The sequence below is a fragment of the Methylocystis sp. Sn-Cys genome (genome assembly GCF_016745395.1).
Taxonomy (GTDB): domain Bacteria; phylum Pseudomonadota; class Alphaproteobacteria; order Rhizobiales; family Beijerinckiaceae; genus Methylocystis; species Methylocystis iwaonis.
Genome location: NZ_JAERVJ010000001.1, coordinates 257,754 through 276,153, shown reverse-complemented (window position 1 = coordinate 276,153; position 18,400 = coordinate 257,754). Strand labels below are relative to the sequence as shown.

General features: G+C 63.6%; 21 protein-coding genes. 7 read left to right on the top strand and 14 right to left on the bottom strand.

Annotated features, from left to right (window positions below; genetic code table 11):
* Positions 1-3: 3 nt before the first annotated feature.
* Entirely contained in the window at positions 4-246 is a 243-nt protein-coding gene (locus JJT62_RS01280) for a type II toxin-antitoxin system VapB family antitoxin (protein WP_202070876.1), read from the bottom strand.
* Positions 247-411: 165 nt separating this feature from the next.
* Between JJT62_RS01280 and JJT62_RS01275 the strand changes: the two genes are divergently transcribed.
* The 4 genes from JJT62_RS01275 (at position 412) to JJT62_RS01260 (ending at position 4,468) form a co-directional block, all read left to right on the top strand.
* Complete coding sequence (locus JJT62_RS01275; protein ID WP_202070875.1) at positions 412-2,097, top strand: lysine--tRNA ligase; 1,686 nt, start codon at positions 412-414, stop codon at positions 2,095-2,097.
* The gene (locus JJT62_RS01270) at positions 2,097-2,645 is read left to right on the top strand and encodes an alpha/beta hydrolase (RefSeq protein WP_202070874.1); all 549 of its coding nucleotides are present in this window, start codon (positions 2,097-2,099) and stop codon (positions 2,643-2,645) included. The genes JJT62_RS01275 and JJT62_RS01270 overlap by 1 nt, the downstream gene beginning before the upstream one ends.
* Before the next feature lie 112 nt (positions 2,646-2,757).
* Positions 2,758-3,381 carry a UdgX family uracil-DNA binding protein gene (locus JJT62_RS01265; RefSeq protein WP_202070873.1) on the top strand — a complete coding sequence of 208 codons (624 nt, stop codon included), beginning with the start codon at positions 2,758-2,760 and terminating at the stop codon, positions 3,379-3,381.
* A complete protein-coding gene (locus JJT62_RS01260) occupies positions 3,374-4,468 on the top strand; it encodes an alpha/beta hydrolase domain-containing protein (protein ID WP_202070872.1) in 1,095 nt (364 codons plus the stop codon). Before JJT62_RS01265 ends, JJT62_RS01260 begins: the two co-directional genes overlap by 8 nt.
* Before the next feature lie 190 nt (positions 4,469-4,658).
* Here JJT62_RS01260 and JJT62_RS01255 read toward each other — a convergent pair whose 3' ends face one another.
* From JJT62_RS01255 to JJT62_RS01240, 4 genes are all read right to left on the bottom strand, one after another.
* On the bottom strand, positions 4,659-5,921 hold the full coding sequence (locus tag JJT62_RS01255) for an alpha/beta hydrolase (RefSeq protein WP_246744641.1): 1,263 nt from the start codon (positions 5,919-5,921) through the stop codon (positions 4,659-4,661).
* Positions 5,922-6,283: 362 nt separating this feature from the next.
* A complete protein-coding gene (gene fumC / locus JJT62_RS01250) occupies positions 6,284-7,681 on the bottom strand; it encodes a class II fumarate hydratase (protein ID WP_202070871.1) in 1,398 nt (465 codons plus the stop codon).
* Between the two features lie 79 nt (positions 7,682-7,760).
* Positions 7,761-8,330 (bottom strand): sigma-70 family RNA polymerase sigma factor, encoded by a 570-nt coding sequence (locus JJT62_RS01245; protein WP_202070870.1) that lies wholly within the window; start codon positions 8,328-8,330, stop codon positions 7,761-7,763.
* The gene (locus JJT62_RS01240) at positions 8,327-8,848 is read right to left on the bottom strand and encodes a NepR family anti-sigma factor (protein WP_202070869.1); all 522 of its coding nucleotides are present in this window, start codon (positions 8,846-8,848) and stop codon (positions 8,327-8,329) included. Before JJT62_RS01240 ends, JJT62_RS01245 begins: the two co-directional genes overlap by 4 nt.
* 47 nt (positions 8,849-8,895) lie before the next feature.
* Here JJT62_RS01240 and JJT62_RS01235 point away from each other — a divergent pair, with 47 nt between their 5' ends.
* The gene (locus JJT62_RS01235; protein ID WP_202070868.1) at positions 8,896-9,693 is read left to right on the top strand and encodes a response regulator; all 798 of its coding nucleotides are present in this window, start codon (positions 8,896-8,898) and stop codon (positions 9,691-9,693) included.
* A gap of 156 nt (positions 9,694-9,849) precedes the next feature.
* Positions 9,850-10,140, top strand: coding sequence for a general stress protein (locus JJT62_RS01230; RefSeq protein ID WP_202070867.1), 291 nt, complete (start codon positions 9,850-9,852; stop codon positions 10,138-10,140).
* A 19-nt stretch (positions 10,141-10,159) separates the two neighbouring features.
* Here the strand turns inward: JJT62_RS01230 and ptsN are convergent, their stop codons facing one another.
* The 6 genes from ptsN to leuD all read right to left on the bottom strand — a co-directional run bounded on the left by ptsN (position 10,160) and on the right by leuD (position 15,803).
* Positions 10,160-10,624: a PTS IIA-like nitrogen regulatory protein PtsN gene (ptsN, locus tag JJT62_RS01225; protein WP_202070866.1), complete on the bottom strand. Its 465-nt coding sequence runs from the start codon at positions 10,622-10,624 to the stop codon at positions 10,160-10,162.
* A gap of 157 nt (positions 10,625-10,781) precedes the next feature.
* The gene (hpf, locus tag JJT62_RS01220; protein WP_202070865.1) at positions 10,782-11,345 is read right to left on the bottom strand and encodes a ribosome hibernation-promoting factor, HPF/YfiA family; all 564 of its coding nucleotides are present in this window, start codon (positions 11,343-11,345) and stop codon (positions 10,782-10,784) included.
* 242 nt (positions 11,346-11,587) lie between these two features.
* Positions 11,588-13,177 carry an RNA polymerase factor sigma-54 gene (rpoN, locus tag JJT62_RS01215; protein ID WP_202070864.1) on the bottom strand — a complete coding sequence of 530 codons (1,590 nt, stop codon included), beginning with the start codon at positions 13,175-13,177 and terminating at the stop codon, positions 11,588-11,590.
* A gap of 145 nt (positions 13,178-13,322) precedes the next feature.
* Positions 13,323-13,928, bottom strand: a complete 606-nt coding sequence (locus tag JJT62_RS01210; RefSeq protein WP_202070863.1) for a sensor histidine kinase — start codon at positions 13,926-13,928, stop codon at positions 13,323-13,325.
* Positions 13,929-14,051: 123 nt separating this feature from the next.
* Entirely contained in the window at positions 14,052-15,053 is a 1,002-nt protein-coding gene (gene lptB / locus JJT62_RS01205; RefSeq protein ID WP_202070862.1) for an LPS export ABC transporter ATP-binding protein, read from the bottom strand.
* A gap of 144 nt (positions 15,054-15,197) precedes the next feature.
* A complete protein-coding gene (gene leuD, locus JJT62_RS01200; RefSeq protein WP_202070861.1) occupies positions 15,198-15,803 on the bottom strand; it encodes a 3-isopropylmalate dehydratase small subunit in 606 nt (201 codons plus the stop codon).
* Between the two features lie 171 nt (positions 15,804-15,974).
* Here leuD and JJT62_RS01195 point away from each other — a divergent pair, with 171 nt between their 5' ends.
* Positions 15,975-16,610: a Crp/Fnr family transcriptional regulator gene (locus JJT62_RS01195; protein ID WP_202070860.1), complete on the top strand. Its 636-nt coding sequence runs from the start codon at positions 15,975-15,977 to the stop codon at positions 16,608-16,610.
* A 271-nt stretch (positions 16,611-16,881) separates the two neighbouring features.
* Here JJT62_RS01195 and JJT62_RS01190 read toward each other — a convergent pair whose 3' ends face one another.
* The 3 genes from JJT62_RS01190 to JJT62_RS01180 form a co-directional block, all read right to left on the bottom strand.
* On the bottom strand, positions 16,882-17,502 hold the full coding sequence (locus tag JJT62_RS01190; RefSeq protein ID WP_202070859.1) for a L,D-transpeptidase: 621 nt from the start codon (positions 17,500-17,502) through the stop codon (positions 16,882-16,884).
* Between the two features lie 246 nt (positions 17,503-17,748).
* The gene (locus JJT62_RS01185) at positions 17,749-18,150 is read right to left on the bottom strand and encodes a type II toxin-antitoxin system VapC family toxin (protein ID WP_202070858.1); all 402 of its coding nucleotides are present in this window, start codon (positions 18,148-18,150) and stop codon (positions 17,749-17,751) included.
* A gap of 3 nt (positions 18,151-18,153) precedes the next feature.
* Positions 18,154-18,396 carry an antitoxin gene (locus JJT62_RS01180; RefSeq protein WP_202070857.1) on the bottom strand — a complete coding sequence of 81 codons (243 nt, stop codon included), beginning with the start codon at positions 18,394-18,396 and terminating at the stop codon, positions 18,154-18,156.
* Positions 18,397-18,400 lie beyond the last annotated feature (4 nt).

The following is an 18,400-nucleotide window of genomic DNA, read 5'->3' as shown; positions in this document are numbered from 1 at the left end:
GGCTCATTCCGTCTCGCCCCATTCGCGATCGAAAAATGCCTTATCAGCCTTCTCTCCGGTGCGGCCGGCGGCGCGCACGCGGGCGTGAACGGCGGCAAGGCGCAAGGCGACCGGGCGCGCGCGCTGGTCGCGCTCCAAGGCTTCCTGACAGGCGACTTTGACGGCCTCGGTCAGCGTGAGCTTTCTGACCTTGGCGAGCGCTCGGACGGCGGCCGTCGCCTCCTCGTCCTTGATATGAAGGGGCATGGTGCGCCTCAATATGTGTAGACGTGTTGATGACAATTTATACACCGCTCGAATAAGCCGCAACGCTGTTAAGCCCAATCATAGGCACACTCAGCGTTGACGCCCTTCGCGCCGCTCCCTACTGTGCCCCGCTTCCCACACACGCTCGATGGTTGCGCCTCGCACATGCCCGCTTCGTTGACCTTTTCGCCCGAACTTCTCGACGCCGCGCGCGTTTCTCCCGCCTGGCCTTTCGAGGAGGCGAAGAAGCTCGTCAAAAGGGTGAAGGACAGCGGCCAGACCTCCGTCCTGTTCGAGACCGGCTACGGCCCCTCGGGTCTGCCGCATATCGGCACTTTCGGCGAAGTAGCCCGCACCAGCATGGTGCGCCGCGCTTTCGAGGTGCTGACCGAAGGCAAGATCGCCACGCGCCTCATCGCCTTCTCCGACGACATGGACGGGCTGCGCAAGGTTCCCGACAACATCCCGAACAAGGAGCTGGTCGCGGCCCATCTCGGCAAGCCGCTGACGCAGGTGCCGGACCCCTTCGGCACGCATGACAGTTTCGGCGCGCACAATAATGCGCGACTGCGCGCCTTTCTCGACGCCTTCGGCTTCGACTATGAATTCGCCTCCTCGACCGATTATTACAAAGGCGGGCGCTTCGATGCAGCGTTGAAGCATATGCTCGCCCGCTATGATGCGGTCATGAAGATCATGCTGCCGAGCTTCCGCGAGGAGCGCGCGGCGACCTATTCGCCCTTCCTGCCGATTCACCCCAAGACCGGCGTCGTCATGCAGGTCGCGCTCACCGGCATGGACGCCGAGGCGGGCACGATCGACTGGGCCGATCCGGAAACGGGCGAAAAGTTCACGAGCCCCGTCACCGGCGGCCATTGCAAGCTGCAATGGAAACCCGACTGGGCGATGCGCTGGTATGCGCTCGGCGTCGATTATGAGATGGCCGGCAAGGATCTCATCGACTCGGTCAAGCTCTCGGGCCAGATCGTGCGGGCCCTTGGCGGCCGGCCGCCGGAGGGCTTCAATTACGAGCTCTTCCTCGACGAGAAGGGCCAGAAGATTTCGAAATCCAAGGGCAATGGCTTGACGATCGAGGAATGGCTGACCTACGCCAGCCCCGAGAGCCTCGCTCAATTCATGTTCCAAAAGCCGACGGCGGCAAAGCGTCTCTCTTTCGACGTCATTCCGCGCGCCGTGGACGATTATCTGAACTTCCTCGACGCCTATCAGCGCCAGGACTGGAAGAACCGGCTCGGCAATCCGGTCTGGCACATTCACGCCGGCAATCCGCCGCCGCCCGAGACGCTGGCCCATGAGGGCGAGGCAAAGGGGACGAGCGTCTCCTTCTCCATGCTGCTCAATCTCGCGGCCGTCGCCAACGCCGAAGACCCGGCGGTTCTATGGGGCTTCCTGCGCCGATACGCGCCCTCCGCCTCGCCGGAGAACCATCCGCATCTCGACAAGCTTGTCGGCTATGCGGTCGCTTACTTCCGCGACTTCGTGAAGCCGGCGAAGCAATATCGCGCGGCCGACGAGGTCGAGCGCGAGGTCTTGCAGAAGATCGACGCGGTGCTCGGCGCGCTGCCGCACAGCGCGACGGCGGAAGACATTCAGACCGCCCTCTACGACGTCGGCCGCGCCGTGCCGCGCTACCAGGATTTCGCCGCCAAGAATGCGACGCCGGAGCGGCCGGGCGTCTCCAACGATTTCTTCAACATGCTCTATGAGGTGCTGCTCGGAGAGAAGAAAGGCCCGCGTTTCGGCTCCTTCACCGCGCTCTATGGCGTCGCGAACACGCGCAAGCTGATCGACGACGCGCTTGCCGGCGCCTTTGTGAAATCGGCCGCCTGATGCGCGCCGCCGACGCGGATATACTCGTCATTCCGGGTTATCTCGGCTCGGAACCGGACCATTGGCAGAGCCGCTGGGAGCAGAAGCTGTCGACCGCCCGCCGGGTGCAGCAGCGCGACTGGGCGAGCCCTAACCGGGCGGAATGGGTCGAGGCGATCTCCCGGGACATTCGCTCGGCCAAGCGGCCGGCAGTGCTCGTCGCCCATTCCCTGGGGGTTATTGCTGCGCTTCATGCTGCGCAGCAATTGGGGGAGAAGATTGCAGGGGCTTTCCTGGTTGCGCCGCCGTCCGAGGCGGTCCTGCGCGAGATGCCGACGATCGACTCCGCCTTTTTGCCCATCCCGCGCGCGCGCCTGCCTTTCCCGGCGATCGTGGTCGGCAGCAACGACGATCCTTATTCCGACGCTTCTTTTGCGCAGAATCTGGCGCAGGACATCGGCGCGCGTTTCATCGACGCCGGCGCCGCCGGGCATATCAATGTAGACAGCGGCCACGGCCCCTGGCCGGAGGGCTCGCTGGCCTTCGCGCATTTTGTGGCGAAGCTGTAGGGCGCCCTTGGACCGCGAGCCTTCAGGCTCGCCCAGGCTTAAATGCGCGCCTGAAGGCGCGCGGTCCACGAGGAAGCCGAGAACTCTAAGCGGCTCCCGGCGTTAGCCCCTTATGTCCGAGTTCGTCACCCTCGCGGCGCTCGCCGGCGAGGAAGAAATCTGCACGCGCTGCCCGCTCTATCGCAATGCGACGCAAGCCGTCCCCGGCGAGGGGCCGCGCGGCGCGCGGGTCATGCTGGTCGGCGAGCAGCCGGGCGACGTGGAAGACCTCTCGGGCCGCCCCTTCGTCGGCCCGGCCGGGCGTCTCCTCGACAAGGCGCTCGCCAAGGTCCATCTGCCCCGCGAGGAATGCTTCATCACCAATGCGGTGAAACATTTCAAATTCGAGCCGCGCGGCAAACGCCGCCTGCACAAAAAGCCGGACGCCGGCGAAATCGACGCCTGCCGCTGGTGGCTGGAGCAAGAGCGGGGGCTCGTCCAGCCTGGGCTCATCGTGGCGATGGGCGTCACGGCGATAAGAGGCGTGCTTGGCCGCTCCGAATCCGTCTCGCGGTTGCGCGGGCGCCTGATCGACCTCGATGAAAAGGCCAAATTCCTCGCTACCATCCACCCCTCTTTTCTGCTGCGGCTTCAGGAAGAAGAAGATAAGCGCAGGGAGTGGACGCGCTTTCTCGGCGATCTGGAGATCGCCGCGGAATGGACGCGGGCGGGTGATGGATTGGTTTCGAATGGATAGACGCTTCAGGCTTTTCTGCGCAGTCCTCCTTCTTTCAACGCCCGCCCACGCAGAGCTTCTCGCATTCGAAGAGTCGGGCTCCGACGTCCATGCGACGCTGAAAATTGAGGGCAAGGAATACCGCCTCGACGCGAAAATGCTGCGCACAAAAGCGGCGGCGCCGCCCGGCGTCTTGCTGATCGACGCCGCGCAAAATGAGGATCTCGCGGCGACGGCGCTGGGGCGCGGGATGAATGTCTTTGCGCTGGATCTCGCCAAGCTGCCGGCGCCGGCGCGCGCTCAGGCGCTACGCGATCTGCTGCCGCGTCTGCGTGGGACGACCCGCGCCAAGAGGGTTCTCGCGCGCGGGGCCGGCGAAACGGGCGCGTCGCTCGCCGAGGCGGGGGCGCTGTTCGACGGGCTTTTGCTGCAGGACGCCCGCGCGGCAAACGGCTTGCGCAGCATCGAGATTTGGGGGAGCGACGCCTATTGGCGCGCCTCCCCGCCGCCCGCGCCGGCAGGGCCGGACGACGCCAATCGCCGTCGCTTCTTTATCGCCGGAACGACGACAGGCGCGGGTGCCAATTGCATCGGCCCCCTCAATACGCGCTCGCAAGCCCCAGCGCTGCGGGCGCTGCTCGTCGTGCTGGACGATTGGACCAAGGGCGTGAAGCCGCCAGCCTCGCGCGCCCCGGCTGTGGCCGATCTCGTCGACGCCCGCAAGCTCGTCTGGCCGAAAATCCCCGCGCTGCCGGCGCCGCCCTCAGGAGAGCGACTCGTTCCCAAAATCGACGCCGACGGGAATGAGTCAGCGGGGCTGCGCCTGCCCGATCAGGCGCTGCCGATCGCGACTTTCACCGGATTTGGCGCGCAAAAAGATAAAGCCGGCCCCGGCTGTGCGGCGGGCGTAGCTTTGCCTTTTCCCTCGACGAAGACGGACCGCGAAAAAACCGGCGATCCCCGTCCCTCGCTTGTCGAGCGCTATGGCTCGCGCGCCTATTTCGTCGCGACCATGCGGATTGTCGCCGACAAGCTCGTCAAGGAGCGGCTGCTTCTGAAGGAGGACGCCGACGCTTATGTCGCGGCCGCGAGGACCGCGCCTTTTTAGGGATTGGGCGCGCGTCCATCTTTCAGCAAAGCCCGCTGTCATTCCCGACGCCCGCAAAGCGGGCGATCGGGAATCCAGAGCAAAACCAGCGCTTTTGTGGCTCTGGATTCCTGGTCGGGCTTTCAGCCCGCCGGGAATGACGAACCCCGACGCGCGCCATTCAAGCCGATGAATGCATGGACAGCGCGCCCTAAGGCTGCGCCACGTTCGCGCCGCTCTGCAGCGTTTCGCCGGCCTGTTCGCCCACGGCCTGCAGCCGGTCGGCGAAATTCTCTCGCGTGCGCGGATCGACGATGGCGAAGGGCGCCGCCACGGCGGCCCCGGCCGCGACGCCCACCGTCGAGGCCGCGCCGGCGGCGACCATGCCGAGCTTGTCGCCGACCCCGGCGCCTCCTTCGCTCAGCGACTGGCCGGTGGCGAGCCGCGCGCCGATGGCGCGGACCACGCCGGGCGCCTCGGCGAATTTCGAATGGCCGAGCTTGTCCTCGCCGCCCGAGGCGACATCGGTCAAATCGACCACCAGCAGGCGGTCGTGCGCGAAGACGTCGCGATAGGGTTCGGCGTTGGGATTGACGGCGCCGACTCGCGGCTTGTCGCCCCACACGCGACGCGACACCGCCAGCGCCTCGTCGTCACGCGAGACGAAAATCGTGAAGATCGACGGCCTGGCGTCCATCGTCGCAATCTGGCGCTTGAAGACGTCGAAATCGACGTCCGGCGAGGCGAGCATGACATTTTTGATCTTGTCCGGCAGGCCGCGATTGCGGATCGCCATCTGACGCAGCGCTTCGAGCGTCACCCAATTGCCCATGGAATGAGCGAGGATCGAAATTTCCCCGACATTGGGGTCGCGCGCGAGCGCCTGCAGGACGTTTTCGAGCGCGTCGCGGGAATAGTTAGCGCTCTCATGATCATAGCCATATTGCAGCAGCTTGCCGCGCGACGGCCAGGTGAAGAGCACCGGCGCGACCGGCGCATCGGAATCGTGCACGATCTGGGCGAAGCGATAGACCGCGTCGGCGAAGCGCGTGTTGTAGCCATGGACGAAGAGCAGGACCTGCCGCTTTGGCGTCTCGGCGAGCCGCTTGTTCAGTTCCGTGATCGCCCCCGGTAGGCTGAGGGTTTCGGCGTCGACGGTCGTGAAGGCGCGCATCGGATCGGGCGGCGCGCTCTCGGGCCATTGCACCTCGCCGACCGTCCGATAGGCGTCGGGCGGGATCGAGACGGTCATCGCCGCAAAAGAAAGCCCGGCGCCGCGCTCGCCGGAGAACATCTCGCCAGGGTCTTTAAGGTCGGGCGCGCGGGTCGTCGCCACCAGCATATTTACGACGCTCGTGCCCGGCGCGCGCTGGTGGGTGGGCAGAAGAACGCCTTCCTGCCGTCCCGCGCAGGCGGCGAGGCCGAGCGCCAGAAGAGCGGCCGGAGCGCGCATGAACCTTATGGAAAATCGCATTTGAAAGCGCCGACGAAAGAGGAACGATCCCACGGGAGGCCGAAGCAAAAGCGTCCGAGATTTATGGCGGCAATTTGACTGGTGCGTCAACGCACGTCGTCCCGGGCGGGATTCGTTCAAGAATGCATCGTCCGTTCTTAAAAAAACGGGCGTCGGAAGCAGGGGCTGACGCCAGGGGGCTTCCGAATCGGCGGGAGGAAATTGTCCCCAGCGCTTCCTCCCGCCGAACACCCGCTCGAACAGCGCTCCCGTCATTGCGAGGAGCGAAGCGACGAAGCAATCCAGAGCCACGTCGCGGTTCTGGATTGCTTCGCTTCGCGCGCAATGAGGGTTATCGCCCGGGAAGTTGGGCTGAATCCGGATCAGTCGTTGGGCGCCAGCATCTTTTCCGGCCGCACGATCTCGTCGAACTCGGCCTCGGTCACCTTGCCGGAGGCCAGCGCCTCTTCCTTCAGGCTCGTGCCGTTCTTATGGGCGGCGCGGGCGATCTTGGAGGCCGCGTCATAGCCGATCTTCGGCGCAAGCGCGGTGACCAGCATCAGCGAGTGATCGACGAAGCGTTTGATATTGGCTTCGTCCGCCTCGACGCCCTCGAGGCAGCGGGTGATGAAGCTGTCGATGCCGGAGGCCATCAGGTCGACGGATTCGAGCAGCGCGAAGGCGATGACGGGCTTCATCACATTGAGTTCGAGATGGCCCTGCGAGGCGGCGAAGGTGATCGTCTGATGGTTGCCGAACACGCGGGCGCAGACCATGGTGATGGCCTCGACCTGCGTCGGATTGACCTTGCCCGGCATGATCGACGAGCCCGGCTCGTTCTCAGGGAGCTTCAGCTCCGCGAGACCGGCGCGCGGGCCCGCGCCCATCAGGCGGATGTCGCAGGCGATCTTGTAGAGGCCCGTGGCCAGCGCATTGATCGCGCCATGGGCGAAAGCCTCGGCGTCATGCGCGGCGAGCGCCTCGAATTTATTGGGCGCGGTCACGAAGGGCAGGCCGGTTTGGCTCGCGATATGCGCCGCCACTTCCTCGGCGAAGCCCTTGGCCGTATTGACGCCAGTGCCGACCGCCGTGCCGCCCTGAGCGAGGGCGAGAAGATCGGGGAGCGTGGCGCGGATGCGCGCTGCGCCATATTTCGCCTGGGCGGCGTAGCCCGAAAATTCCTGGCCGAGCGTGACGGGCGTCGCGTCCTGCAGATGGGTGCGGCCGATTTTCACGAGATGAGCGAATTGCGAAGATTTGCGCTCAAGCGCCGCATGAAGGCGCTCGACCGCGGGCAGCAGCTTGCCGCTGATCGCAAGCGCGGCGGCGACGTGAATGGCAGTCGGGAAGCTGTCGTTCGAGGACTGGCCGCAATTGACGTGATCGTTGGGATGCACGGGCGCCTTGGAGCCGCGCGGCGCGCCGAGCTGCTCATTCGCCCGGTTCGCGATCACCTCATTGACGTTCATATTCGATTGCGTGCCGGAGCCCGTCTGCCAGACGACCAGCGGGAAGTGGTCGTCGAATTTGCCGTCGATGACCTCCTGCGCGGCCTCGGTGATCGCCTTGGCGATTTCCGGCTTGATGAGCCCCTTGGCGGCGTTGACCTGCGCAGCGGCGAGCTTCACGCGCGCGAGCGCATGGACGACCTCGATCGGCATGCGCTGGCCGCCGATGGGAAAATTCTCCCGCGAACGCTGCGTCTGCGCGCCCCACAGGGCCCAGGACGGCACGGCGATATCGCCAAAGGAATCGCGTTCAATGCGGTTGTCTTCAGTCATCGGTCTCGCTCGAGAAGCTGGTCGTGACCGCGCGCGGGGCGCGGTAGAACGCTCCCTATGCGGCATTTCGCGCGGCGGTTCAATCTCGGCCGGCTGGCGTCAGCGCGGCGGCGCGCGGTTCGGCGACCTCGCGCCCGGAATTGGGGAGCGACATAAGATCGGCTAAGCGGTTGCGGGCGCGATTGACCCGGCTTTTCATGGTGCCAGGGGCGCAGCCGCAGATTTCGGCGGCTTCCTCATAGGACATGCCCTGGGCCGCGACGAGGATCAGCGCCTCGCGTTGATCGAGCGGCAGCTTCTGCAGCGCCTCGCGAAAATCCAGGAAGTCCATATGCGCATTTTGCGATTCCGGCGTGACCAAGCGCGCGGCCATCTCCCCGTCGGGGTCTGACGTCTCGCGGCGGCGCCGACGATGCTCGCTGTAGTAGATGTTGCGCAGAATCGTGAAAAGCCAGGCAGTGAGATTCGTGCCCTCGGCGAAGGAGTCGAGGCTCCCCCATGCTTTGACGAGGGTCTCCTGCACGAGATCGTCGGCTCGGTCGGAGCTGCCCGAAATCGAAATAGCAAAGGCGCGCAGGCTGGGGATCGCTGCGATCAGGTCATTCTTGAGACTTTGTCCGTCGCTGGATCCTTGTCCTTCGGCGCTCACTCTCTCTCCCCGGGCGCGCTGCTCGACAGGCCCGACGATACCACATTCTTTTCTAGCTGGTTCAGGAGATTCAGAAATCGTTCCGGAACAGGCTGGGCGACCAGATCGTCATAGAGATTTCGAAGCTCTTTGCCGAGGGCGTCCCCAAAATCGACATGATGTGGGCTTCTTGTTATTTTGGCGGAACAAAGAGTTACGCCGTTTTTCCTTACGCTGGTCTCGCTCCCGCGCCGGGGGCCGTCGTCCGCCTGGAGGCCCCCTGCAAAAACCGCCATGCCTGGCTGAAGCGCTCCCGGTGAATGTCGCGTCTCGGCGCGCGGCTGGTCCTGCCCATATTGCACACGCGCAACAACATTCTCCGGATTGTTTTTCGCCATGGAGCCCCCGATCGGCAAAGTCATGATTTTCTGTGGCGGACCGATTTCGTCGCGCGGTATAGTGCGTTGCACGGAGAGCAAAACGCCGCGCTCACGGATTGGTTCCTTAAATTGTGCGGATTGTTTTGACGCAGGTCTCATGCTTTCGCTTCCTTTCCGTTCAGCAGCCGCCTCCGGAGTGGCGTAACATGTCTGTTTCACAAGAGATTTCCGCTCACCTTCCCTATATGCGCCGCTTTGCCCGGGCCCTGGTGGGGGATCGAGAAGGCGGCGACGCTTATGTTCTCGCAACGCTCGAGGCTGTTGTCGCGGAGCCGCGACGCCTTCATGACAGCCAGGATCTGAGGGTCTCCCTCTACAAGCTTTTCCTCGACATCTGGTCCGCCGCGCCGGTCGCTGTTCATTCCGGGGCGGGCGATGCCCTCGACGACGCGGGCGCGCGCCACAACCTCGACGCGATTTCGCTCAGACCGCGCATCGCCTTCCTGTTGAACGCCCTGGAAGGCTTCGATCTCGAACAGGTCGGCGAAACGCTTGACGTCCCCGAACGGGAGGCCGCGGAGCTTATCAACGCGGCGAACGCCGAAATTGCCGACCAGATCGCAACGGACGTCCTCATCATCGAGGATGAGCCGCTGATCGCGCATGATCTGCGCAGCATTGTGGAGGAACTGGGGCATAACGTCGTTGGAATCGCGCGCACCCACCGGGAGGCGATCGCAACCACCGAGATCGGCAAGCCCGGCTTGATCCTCGCCGACATTCAACTTGCCGACGGCAGCTCCGGCCTGGATGCGGTGAACGAAATTTTGGGGTCGCTTTCGACTCCGGTGATCTTCGTGACTGCCTATCCGGAGCGATTTCTGACCGGCGCGCCGCCGGAGCCTGCCTTTTTGGTCGCCAAGCCGTTCAGCGTCGAGAGCCTTAAGGCGGTGATAAGTCAGGCTCTCTTCTTCAACCGTAGGTCGCAACGGAAATCTGGCTGATCGATAGGTCAAAATCGCTGTAAAAATGGATTTAAGTACAATTACCAAGGGCTTTTTCGCTACGTCGCAAGCTTAGCTACGTATATTCCACGATTGCAGAAACCTTGGCCGATTAGGCAAGTTATACGCGTGGCGCTGGGGGCAAGAGAGGCGACCATGCAGGAAGTGCAAGTGAAAAAATCCAATCGAGGTTTTGCGTCGATGGATCCTGAGAAGCAGCGGGCGATTGCGCGTAAGGGCGGCCAGAGCGTCCCGGACGACAAGCGCAGCTTCTCTCAGAATCCGGAACTGGCGGCGCGCGCTGGCCGCAAGGGCGGGCAGAGCGTCAATCCGTCGAAGCGCAGTTTCTCGCGCGATCATACGCTCGCGTCGGAAGCTGGCCGTAAGGGCGGTCACGCCTCGCACGGCGGCGGACAGCCGAAGCAGCAGCGGGGGGCGTCTATCTAAGACGCCCGCAGCAAAAGCGTTACGCAGCGTAGGGCTTGGAACGCTGCGAGATTAAAGAGTAAAGCGCGTCATGGTCTCGCGTGGCGCGGATGGTTGCGACTAGGCCAGGGTCGCGAAGCATCCGCGCCGCGCAGGCAAGGGCTTTGAGGTGATCGGCCCCGGAGGTTTCTGGCGCGATCAGGAGAAACACCAGATCGACCGGGGAGCCATCGAGCGCCTCGAACTCCACCGGTCGCTCCAACCTGGCGAAAATCCCAAAAATCGACTTTACCTTCGCGAGCTTGCCATGCGGTATGGCAATGCCCTCGCCGATGCCCGTTGAGCCGAGACGCTCGCGATGCAGCAGCGCGTCGAAGATTTCACGCGCCGACAGTCCGGAGAGCTTCGCCGCCCGCTCGCTCAGTTCCTGAAGCAGTTGCTTTTTCGTCGTCGCCCTCAGATTGGCGATGACTGCTTCCGGCGTGACAAGATCCGTGAGCCGCATGCGACGCCCTATCCGTTCAAGCGTTGGAGAACCGCCTTCACCTGGCGACAGCGCCGGGAAGGAATCGCAAGATACATGCCGGGAAAGCCACGATTATGTCTTCTCTGTCCTCGCGGCGGCGTTTCTCTTTACCTCGGAACGCGCTTTCTATGCTCGACTATGCGCCGCCGGGGGTATCGATCCATCCGATATTGTTGTCGGCGCGCCGATAGACAATATTCACGCGGCCAGTATTTGCATGGCGGAAGACCATGACTGGCGCGCCCGACAGGTCGAGGTCGAGAACCGCGGCCGACACCGACAGGCGACGCAATTTGGTTGTGCTCTCGGCAACCACGGCGGCGCTGAATTCGACGGGCGCCTCGGCTTCCTGATCGGGCGCCTCGAGCACGTGATAAGGCACAACCTCCGGCGACTCATGGACCTGGCCATGACCCTTCAGCCGCTCCTTGTAGCGGCGCAAGCGCTTTTCCAGCCGGTCGGCCGCCTGATCGAATGTGGCGTAGGGCTCGTGCCCGCGCCCGTCGGTCTGGAGCACGATGCCCGAGGTCAAATGCAGCGCGCAGTCGGCGCGATAGCCGGAGCCTTCAGGCGCGATCGTGACATGGCCGCTGACGCCGCCGTCGAAATATTTCGACGTGGTCTGCTCGAGGCGCTGCGTGATATGGACGCGCAACGATTCGCCGATGTTGATGTTCTTGCCTGAAACTCTCAGGGACATGCCGTTTTGCCTTTCCGAAACGCGGCCAATCGTGATCGAGGCCGAGACGCCTCGCCGTCGCTAACCGCCAATTACGGATTTTCTTCTATACGCTTCCGAGACCCGAACGCGCCCCGACGGGCTCGCGGTTCAGACGGTTTTCCCGCGGAACGCTGCGGAATTTCGGGCAGCGTTAGAAGCCTGGGGCTGCGAAGTCAATGGGCGCCGCAAAATGAGGCGGCGGCGCCCGCCCTATTCACAATTCAATGAACTTGCTCGCGCGCCATCGCCATTTTCGCCCGGCGGCGGTCGACCGAAGAAGGAATGCGCAGGCTATCGCGATATTTGGCGACGGTGCGCCGGGCGATGTCGATGTCGATCGCCTTCAGCTTGGCGACGATGGCGTCGTCGGAGAGCACGTCGTCGGCGGTCTCCCTGTCGATCATCTGCTTGATGCGGAATCGCACGGATTCGGCTGAATGGGCCTCCGCGCCGCTCGTTGTCGCGATGGAGGCCGAGAAGAAATATTTGAGCTCGAAGATGCCGCGCGGCGTCATCATATATTTGTTCGAGGTGACGCGGGAGACGGTCGACTCGTGCATGCCGATCGCATCGGCGATAGTGCGCAGATTGAGCGGCCGCAAATGTTCCACGCCTTTGGCGAGAAAAGCGTCCTGCAGCCGAACGATCTCCGAGGCGACCTTCAAAATGGTCCGGCTGCGCTGCTCCAGGCTTTTCGTCAGCCAATTGGCGTTCTGCAGGCAGGTGGAGATGAAGGTCTTGTCGCCGTCGCGCGCCCCGGCGCTGACCTTCGCCGCATAGCTGTGATTGACGAGCACTCTCGGCAGCGCGTCGGAATTCAGCTCCACATGCCATGAGCCGTCAGGGGCGGCGCGCACGATGACGTCGGCGACGAGCGGCTGGATCGGCGAATCGCCAAAGGCGCGACCGGGCTTGGGGTCGAGGCTGCGCAGCTCGGCGGCCATGTCGGCGATGTCCTCGCCGTCGACGCCGCAGAGCTTGGCGAGCTGAGCGAAATCGCGCTTGGCGACAAGCGCCAGATTAGCCACGAAAATCTGCATCGCCGGATCGTAGCGATCGCGCTCCTTGAGCTGAATCGCCAGGCATTCGGCGAGATCGCGGGCGCCCACCCCGGATGGCTCGAAACTCTGGATCGCCGCGAGCACCGCCTCGGTTTCGGCGAGGCCCGCGCCGAGCCTGTCTGCAATCTCCTCGATGGCCTCGCGCAGATAGCCGGTCTCGTCGATGCCGTCGATGATCGCCTGACCGATCATCCGCCGGCCGGGCTCCGGGCAAACAAGCGCGAGCTGTTCGGCAAGATGCTCGTGCAGGCTGGGGCGGGACGCGACATAAGCCTCGAGATTGGGCGCCTCGCCATCGTCGCCCCCGCCGCCGGCGGAGCCGCTCCAGGAAGTCGCGGACAGGCCCGCGCCCTCCAGCGCCTCACGCGGCGCCTGGGCTGTCACCGCCGGGCCCTCGGGGTCGAAGGTGTTGCTCAAATCGGCGCCGAGATCGGAGGAAAGCGTCGCGGAATCGACCGCGAGCGAATCGCGGGCCCAATCGCCCTCGTGAGGCTCCGCGCCGAAATGATCCGCTTCGCCCTGCGATTCCACGCGGAAATCGTCGGAATGGCTCGCCTCGCGCTCCGCGGCTGGACCGTCGGCGTAGTCGCCTTCCTGCGCCTCGAGCAGCGGGTTGCGCTCGAGCTCGTCGTGCAAAAAGGCGGAAAGCTCCAGATTGGAAAATTGCAGCAGCTTGATCGCTTGCAAGAGCTGCGGGGTCATCACCAGGGCCTGGCCCTGACGCATCATCAGCTTGGTCGAAATCGCCATCTGCGCCCACTCGCACGCTTGTCTCCGGGCCACTTTCGCGGCCTGTTTTTTGCTTATAGCACGGGGCAGAAAGCTCGGCAGGGCCAAATAGACGGCGCCGTCAGAGCCGAAACGCCTAAAGGTTAATCACTAACCCTCGAATCCTTTAGAGTGGGCAGGTGAGCGAGACGGTCGTGCCGGCTTGCGACGACCTGATGCCGAGGTCGCCGTCGATCTGGCGCGCCAGCTCCTGCATGAAATTCAAACCTTCCGACCTCTGCCGCGTCGCGATCTCGACGTCGAAGCCAAAACCGCTGTCGACGACCGTCAGCGCGAGCTTTGCGCTATCGATGCGCAGCGTCGCATAGACAGCGCCTGAGCTGAGGCCGGGGAAGGCGTGTTTGAGCGCGTTCGAGGCGGCTTCTGCGTAGATAAGGCCGATGCAGTGGGCGCGCCGGAAATCGAGCGTGATGGTCGGGTCGACGGAGGTTGCCAGCCTGATTCGGTTGTCGAAGCTCGTGACCAGCACCTTGGAAAGCGTCGGAAGATATGCCGCCATGGAAATCCGTTCGTCGCCAATATCTTCCAGATCATAGACACCGACCAGACAGGAAACGCATTTGCGGCAAAGTTCCGGCTGGACGGTTCGTCGCGCCTGAGCGGCAAAAAGCATGGAAATCGTCGCGAGATTATCTCTAAAGCGCCGGCAAAGCGCGTTATATTTCTCTTTTAACTGCTGTAATTCCTGATCCTTTTCATGAAGATGAGCCATAAGCTCGGCATTTCTGCCGGAAAAGTCCGAAGCGAGACTACCCACTGGCGCCTCCAAATCTATTTGCGCAACCGCAAGGATTAAATCAATTCTCCTCAAATTTTGAAAGCTTGGCAGGTTAAACTACATCCTAAAATCCTCGCCGAGATATATTCGGCGCACATCGGGATTAGCCACGATCTCTTCAGGTCGCCCTTCGGTCAGCACATGGCCGTTGTAGATGATGTAGGCGCGATCGGTCAGGCCCAGCGTTTCGCGCACGCTATGGTCGGTGATGAGCACCCCGATGCCGCGCGCCTTGAGGTGCCGCACAAGGTCCTGAATGCCGCCGACGGCGATCGGGTCGATGCCGGCAAAGGGCTCGTCGAGCAGCATGAATGACGGATGCCCGGCAAGCGCGCGGGCGATCTCGCAGCGCCGGCGTTCGCCGCCGGAGAGCGCAACCGCCGGCGTATGCCGCATGCGGGTGAGGCGGAATTCGTCGAGCAGGCCTTCGAGCTCGTCCTTGCGCTTCTTCTCGTCCGGCTGGGTGATCTCGAGGACGGCGAGGATGTTGTCCTCGACAGAAAGCCCACGAAAAACAGACGTTTCCTGCGGTAGATAGCCGATCCCGAGGCGCGCGCGCCGATACATGGGCAAGGGCGTCACGTCATATCCGTCGAGCGACACCACGCCCTTATCGGGCTTCACCAGCCCGGTGATCATATAGAAGACGGTCGTCTTGCCTGCGCCATTGGGGCCGAGCAGGCCAACGGCCTCGCCGCGCGCGACGTGAAGGCTCACATCCTCGACCACGCGGCGGGATTTATAGGCCTTGGCGAGATTATGGACAGAGAGAAGCCCCTGTCCGTCATAGCCGGGATCTTCGAGATAAGACCCGGCGGCGAAGGCGCTTGGGTCGCCACTCGGATCGGCGGATTTGGGCTGCGCCCAGACGCGGGCGTCCTCCGGAAAGGCGCCTAAATTTTCAGCAGCGTCTTCGCCGCGCCAGTCGGCCTCGGCCAGATCGTCCTTCTTATGGGAAGGAGTCGTCTTGCCGAGACGCGCCTGGAGCGCGCCGATTGGCCCGGTCAGAGACTGGGCGGCGGCGCGCAGGCGCGTCGCAAGGCCGGCGAATCTAGTCAAGGGCGTCCGTCGAGAACTGGGAAGAGGCAATTGCGGCCCCCGGCGGCGCCTGCTCTTCCGGTCAGGCGTCGTCCCCCGCGTTCCTAACTCAGGCGCGGCTGCGCCGCTAGATGGTTCTGCGCCGCGCTTCCGTTGCGGGCCAATCTAAGCCCAGGGGCGAGACTGCCCGGCCGCCTTCTCGAAAGCGTCGATCTTATCGGCCTTTTGAAGCGTCAGCCCGATGTCGTCGAGGCCGTTCAGCAGGCAATGCTTGCGGAAAGGGTCGATGTCGAATTTCACGACGCCGCCGTCGGGACCGCGAATCTCCTGGGCTTCGAGGTCGACGGTCAGCGTGGCGTTGGCGCCGCGCGCCGCGTCGTCGAACAGCTTGTCGAGTTCGGCCTGCGAGACCTTGATCGGCAGAATGCCGTTCTTGAAACAGTTATTGTAGAAAATATCGGCGAAGCTCGTCGAGATGATGCAACGCAGGCCGAAGTCGAGCAGCGCCCAGGGCGCGTGCTCGCGCGAAGAGCCGCAACCGAAATTATCGCCCGCGATCAGGATCGTCGCCTGGCGATAGGCGGGCTGGTTCAGCACGAAATCGGGGTTCTCGGACCCGTCCTCGCCATAGCGCATCTCGGAAAAGAGACCCTTGCCGAGGCCCGTCCGCGCGATGGTTTTGAGATACTGCTTGGGGATGATCATATCCGTGTCGACGTTCATGATCGGCAGCGGCGCGGCGACCCCGGTGAGCGTAGTGAACTTTTCCATGTCCTGCCTGGCGCGTTTAAGAGTTGACGCGCCCTTTAGCAAATTGCCCGCACAAGCGCAAAGCGGTGGAAGGCTTCCCGCCAGTTTCAGTTCGAGAAGCGGGCGCGGAGGCTCGCAGGCGCGCCGGCCTTTCTGATATGATCTGCAAAACGGCGCGATTTCGGGCAGGCGATGATTCCAGGAAATTGGCTCGTCGAGGCAATCGGCTATCTCGCTGCGGCGGCGAATGTCTTCGTCTTCGTATCGAATACGATGATCCCGCTGCGCATTGCGGCGATCCTCGCCAATGCGCTTTTCGCCGCCTATTTTTTTCTCAAGGGCTATTACCCGCTCTTCGCGCTCAACGCCTTCATGGCGCCGATCAACATCTTCCGCCTGCGGCAGATGCAAAGGCTCATCCGCGACATGCGGTCGGCGACGAGCGCCGCGAGCGGGGGCGAATTCGATTACGAATGGCTGCGCCCCTACATGAAGCATCTCGCGCTCCCCGATGGCCTCACGCTGTATCGCAAGGGCGATCTCTCCGAGGAGGCATATATCCTCGTGCGCGGCCGGATATCGCTGCGTGAACTCGGCGTCACGCTCGAGCCGGGGGCGTTTTTCGGGGAGATGGGGCTCTTCACCGATGAGAACCGCCGCACGGCGACGGCCGTCGCCGTCAGCGAGGTCGCGCTCCTGAGCGTGCGCTATGACGAATTGTTGGAGCTTGCGGCGCAAAATCCGCAATTCGGCTTCTATCTCATGAAGCTGATGATGAAGCGCATGCAGCATAATGTGGAGCTGGCGCGGTCTCGTAGCGACGCTTGACCCGCGGCGGCGTACCGCCAAACGGCCGGCGTCGAGACCGGCCGCGAGACCGCAAACAATGTTGTGTTGACGCCCCTCGTGCTTCGAGACGCCTGCCGTGCAGCCTCCTCAGCATGAGGGGCTTCTGCGTCTCTTACCAAACACTTAGGCCTCATCCCGAGGAGCGAGCGAAGCTCGCGTCTCGAAGGACGAGGCCGCCTTGGGAGTTCGCCAACAAACTGACGGCCGGCACCGAGGCCGGCCGCTTTTAGAATTGTCCCAAGCGCGTCGCTTATCGCGTCACCACCACGCGGGTGCCGACCTTCACGCGGTCATAAAGGTCGGTGACGTCGTCATTGGTCATGCGAATACAGCCCGAGGACACGGCCTGACCGATCGTCTCCGGCTCGTTGGAGCCGTGGATGCGATAGAGCGTGCCCGACAGATACATGGCGCGCGCGCCGAGCGGATTGTTGAGGCCGCCCTCCATGTGGCGCGGCAGATCGGGGCGGCGGCGCAGCATCTGGGCCGGCGGCGTCCAATCAGGCCATTCGCGCTTGCTGGAAACGTAGCGCACGCCCGACCATTCGAAGCCAGGACGGCCGACGCCCACGCCGTAACGGATCGCCTGGCCATTGCCGAGCACGTAATAGAGACGGCGCTCGCTCGTGTTGATGATAACCGTGCCGGCGGGATATTTGGCGTCGAGCGCGACGATCTCGCGCGGAATGGCGATGGCCTGCGGACGACCATCGGGCCCGGTCGGCGCGGGGGCGGCGGCGGGCGCGCCGCCAAAGAGTTCGGTCAGCGGATCGGTTTCGGCCTGGGGAGCGGCGCTTCGCGCCTGGCTTTGCGAGAGGAAGGCGCCGGAAGCGGCAAAAATGCAGAGCGATGCTAGGACGAGCCGTCGCATGAGTATCCCTTGTTCGATTGCGGCAGAAGACAAAAAGCCCCGCACCGCCAAGCTAGGCGCGGGAAAGCGATCACCTTGATTAGTCTCGCAGACGCTCGGCCATCGCAAGCGCGAAGCGCCCCGCCTAGGCGACAGGCGCGCGTTTCCGTGTGGGGAGTGACTCTCGTGCAACAGTGTAAGAGCTAGAACGGGAGCATAGCTCCCGCCTGACGCCGGGGAGGGCGGAACGCGGGCGGGAAGCGCGGATTAGCCCGAGTGGGCCCAGTCTTCGACCGTCAGCCCTTCAACGCGGCGGAACTCTTTTACATTCGCGGAAACGAGCGTGAGACCCCGCGCCAGCGCCTGCCCGGCGATGAGGAGATCATATGGGCCGATGGGCGTCCCTTCCGCGCGCAACTTCGCGCGAATCTCCCCCGAGGCGATAGAGTCTTCCAGATCGAAGGGTAGCACCTCGAACTGCAAGGCTTGCAGCCGGGCGAGATTGGCCTCGACCCGAGCGCTTTTGAAGGCGCCGAAATAGAGTTCGTGGGTGACGATCGCCGAGATGCAAACGTCTTCCGGCCGGTGCTGGCGCAGCCTTCGCGCGAGCGCGGAGTCCGCCGTCTTCAGGAGGTGGATGACGGCGTTGGTGTCCAGAAGGTAGCGCAAGGATCAAAATACGCTGTCGAGGTCAGGACGCTCTTGGATGGGCGGCTGCTCGCGGCCCTCTTCCAGAAAGTCCTCGGAGAGCGTTCCCGCGAGCGTGTCGAGCCAAGTCCAGTCTTTCGGGATTGGCTCGAGAATGATCGCGTCGCCGCGCCGGCGGATTCGCACCTCATCCGCTTCGATCCGATAGTCTTTCGGCAGCCGCACCGCCTGTGAACGGCCGGACCAGAATAGCTTCGCTTTGTCCATATGA

What these genes read in the sequence shown, in the direction of transcription:
- JJT62_RS01280 (WP_202070876.1), bottom strand. Translation starts at nt 246, where the DNA reads ATGCCCCTTCATATCAAGGACGAGGAGGCGACGGCCGCCGTCCGAGCG.
- JJT62_RS01275 (WP_202070875.1), top strand. Translation starts at nt 412, where the DNA reads ATGCCCGCTTCGTTGACCTTTTCGCCCGAACTTCTCGACGCCGCGCGC.
- JJT62_RS01270 (WP_202070874.1), top strand. Translation starts at nt 2,097, where the DNA reads ATGCGCGCCGCCGACGCGGATATACTCGTCATTCCGGGTTATCTCGGC.
- JJT62_RS01265 (WP_202070873.1), top strand. Translation starts at nt 2,758, where the DNA reads ATGTCCGAGTTCGTCACCCTCGCGGCGCTCGCCGGCGAGGAAGAAATC.
- JJT62_RS01260 (WP_202070872.1), top strand. Translation starts at nt 3,374, where the DNA reads ATGGATAGACGCTTCAGGCTTTTCTGCGCAGTCCTCCTTCTTTCAACG.
- JJT62_RS01255 (WP_246744641.1), bottom strand. Translation starts at nt 5,921, where the DNA reads ATGCGATTTTCCATAAGGTTCATGCGCGCTCCGGCCGCTCTTCTGGCG.
- fumC (WP_202070871.1), bottom strand. Translation starts at nt 7,681, where the DNA reads ATGACTGAAGACAACCGCATTGAACGCGATTCCTTTGGCGATATCGCC.
- JJT62_RS01240 (WP_202070869.1), bottom strand. Translation starts at nt 8,848, where the DNA reads ATGAGACCTGCGTCAAAACAATCCGCACAATTTAAGGAACCAATCCGT.
- JJT62_RS01235 (WP_202070868.1), top strand. Translation starts at nt 8,896, where the DNA reads ATGTCTGTTTCACAAGAGATTTCCGCTCACCTTCCCTATATGCGCCGC.
- JJT62_RS01230 (WP_202070867.1), top strand. Translation starts at nt 9,850, where the DNA reads ATGCAGGAAGTGCAAGTGAAAAAATCCAATCGAGGTTTTGCGTCGATG.
- ptsN (WP_202070866.1), bottom strand. Translation starts at nt 10,624, where the DNA reads ATGCGGCTCACGGATCTTGTCACGCCGGAAGCAGTCATCGCCAATCTG.
- hpf (WP_202070865.1), bottom strand. Translation starts at nt 11,345, where the DNA reads ATGTCCCTGAGAGTTTCAGGCAAGAACATCAACATCGGCGAATCGTTG.
- rpoN (WP_202070864.1), bottom strand. Translation starts at nt 13,177, where the DNA reads ATGGCGATTTCGACCAAGCTGATGATGCGTCAGGGCCAGGCCCTGGTG.
- JJT62_RS01210 (WP_202070863.1), bottom strand. Translation starts at nt 13,928, where the DNA reads ATGGCTCATCTTCATGAAAAGGATCAGGAATTACAGCAGTTAAAAGAG.
- leuD (WP_202070861.1), bottom strand. Translation starts at nt 15,803, where the DNA reads ATGGAAAAGTTCACTACGCTCACCGGGGTCGCCGCGCCGCTGCCGATC.
- JJT62_RS01195 (WP_202070860.1), top strand. Translation starts at nt 15,975, where the DNA reads ATGATTCCAGGAAATTGGCTCGTCGAGGCAATCGGCTATCTCGCTGCG.
- JJT62_RS01190 (WP_202070859.1), bottom strand. Translation starts at nt 17,502, where the DNA reads ATGCGACGGCTCGTCCTAGCATCGCTCTGCATTTTTGCCGCTTCCGGC.
- JJT62_RS01180 (WP_202070857.1), bottom strand. Translation starts at nt 18,396, where the DNA reads ATGGACAAAGCGAAGCTATTCTGGTCCGGCCGTTCACAGGCGGTGCGG.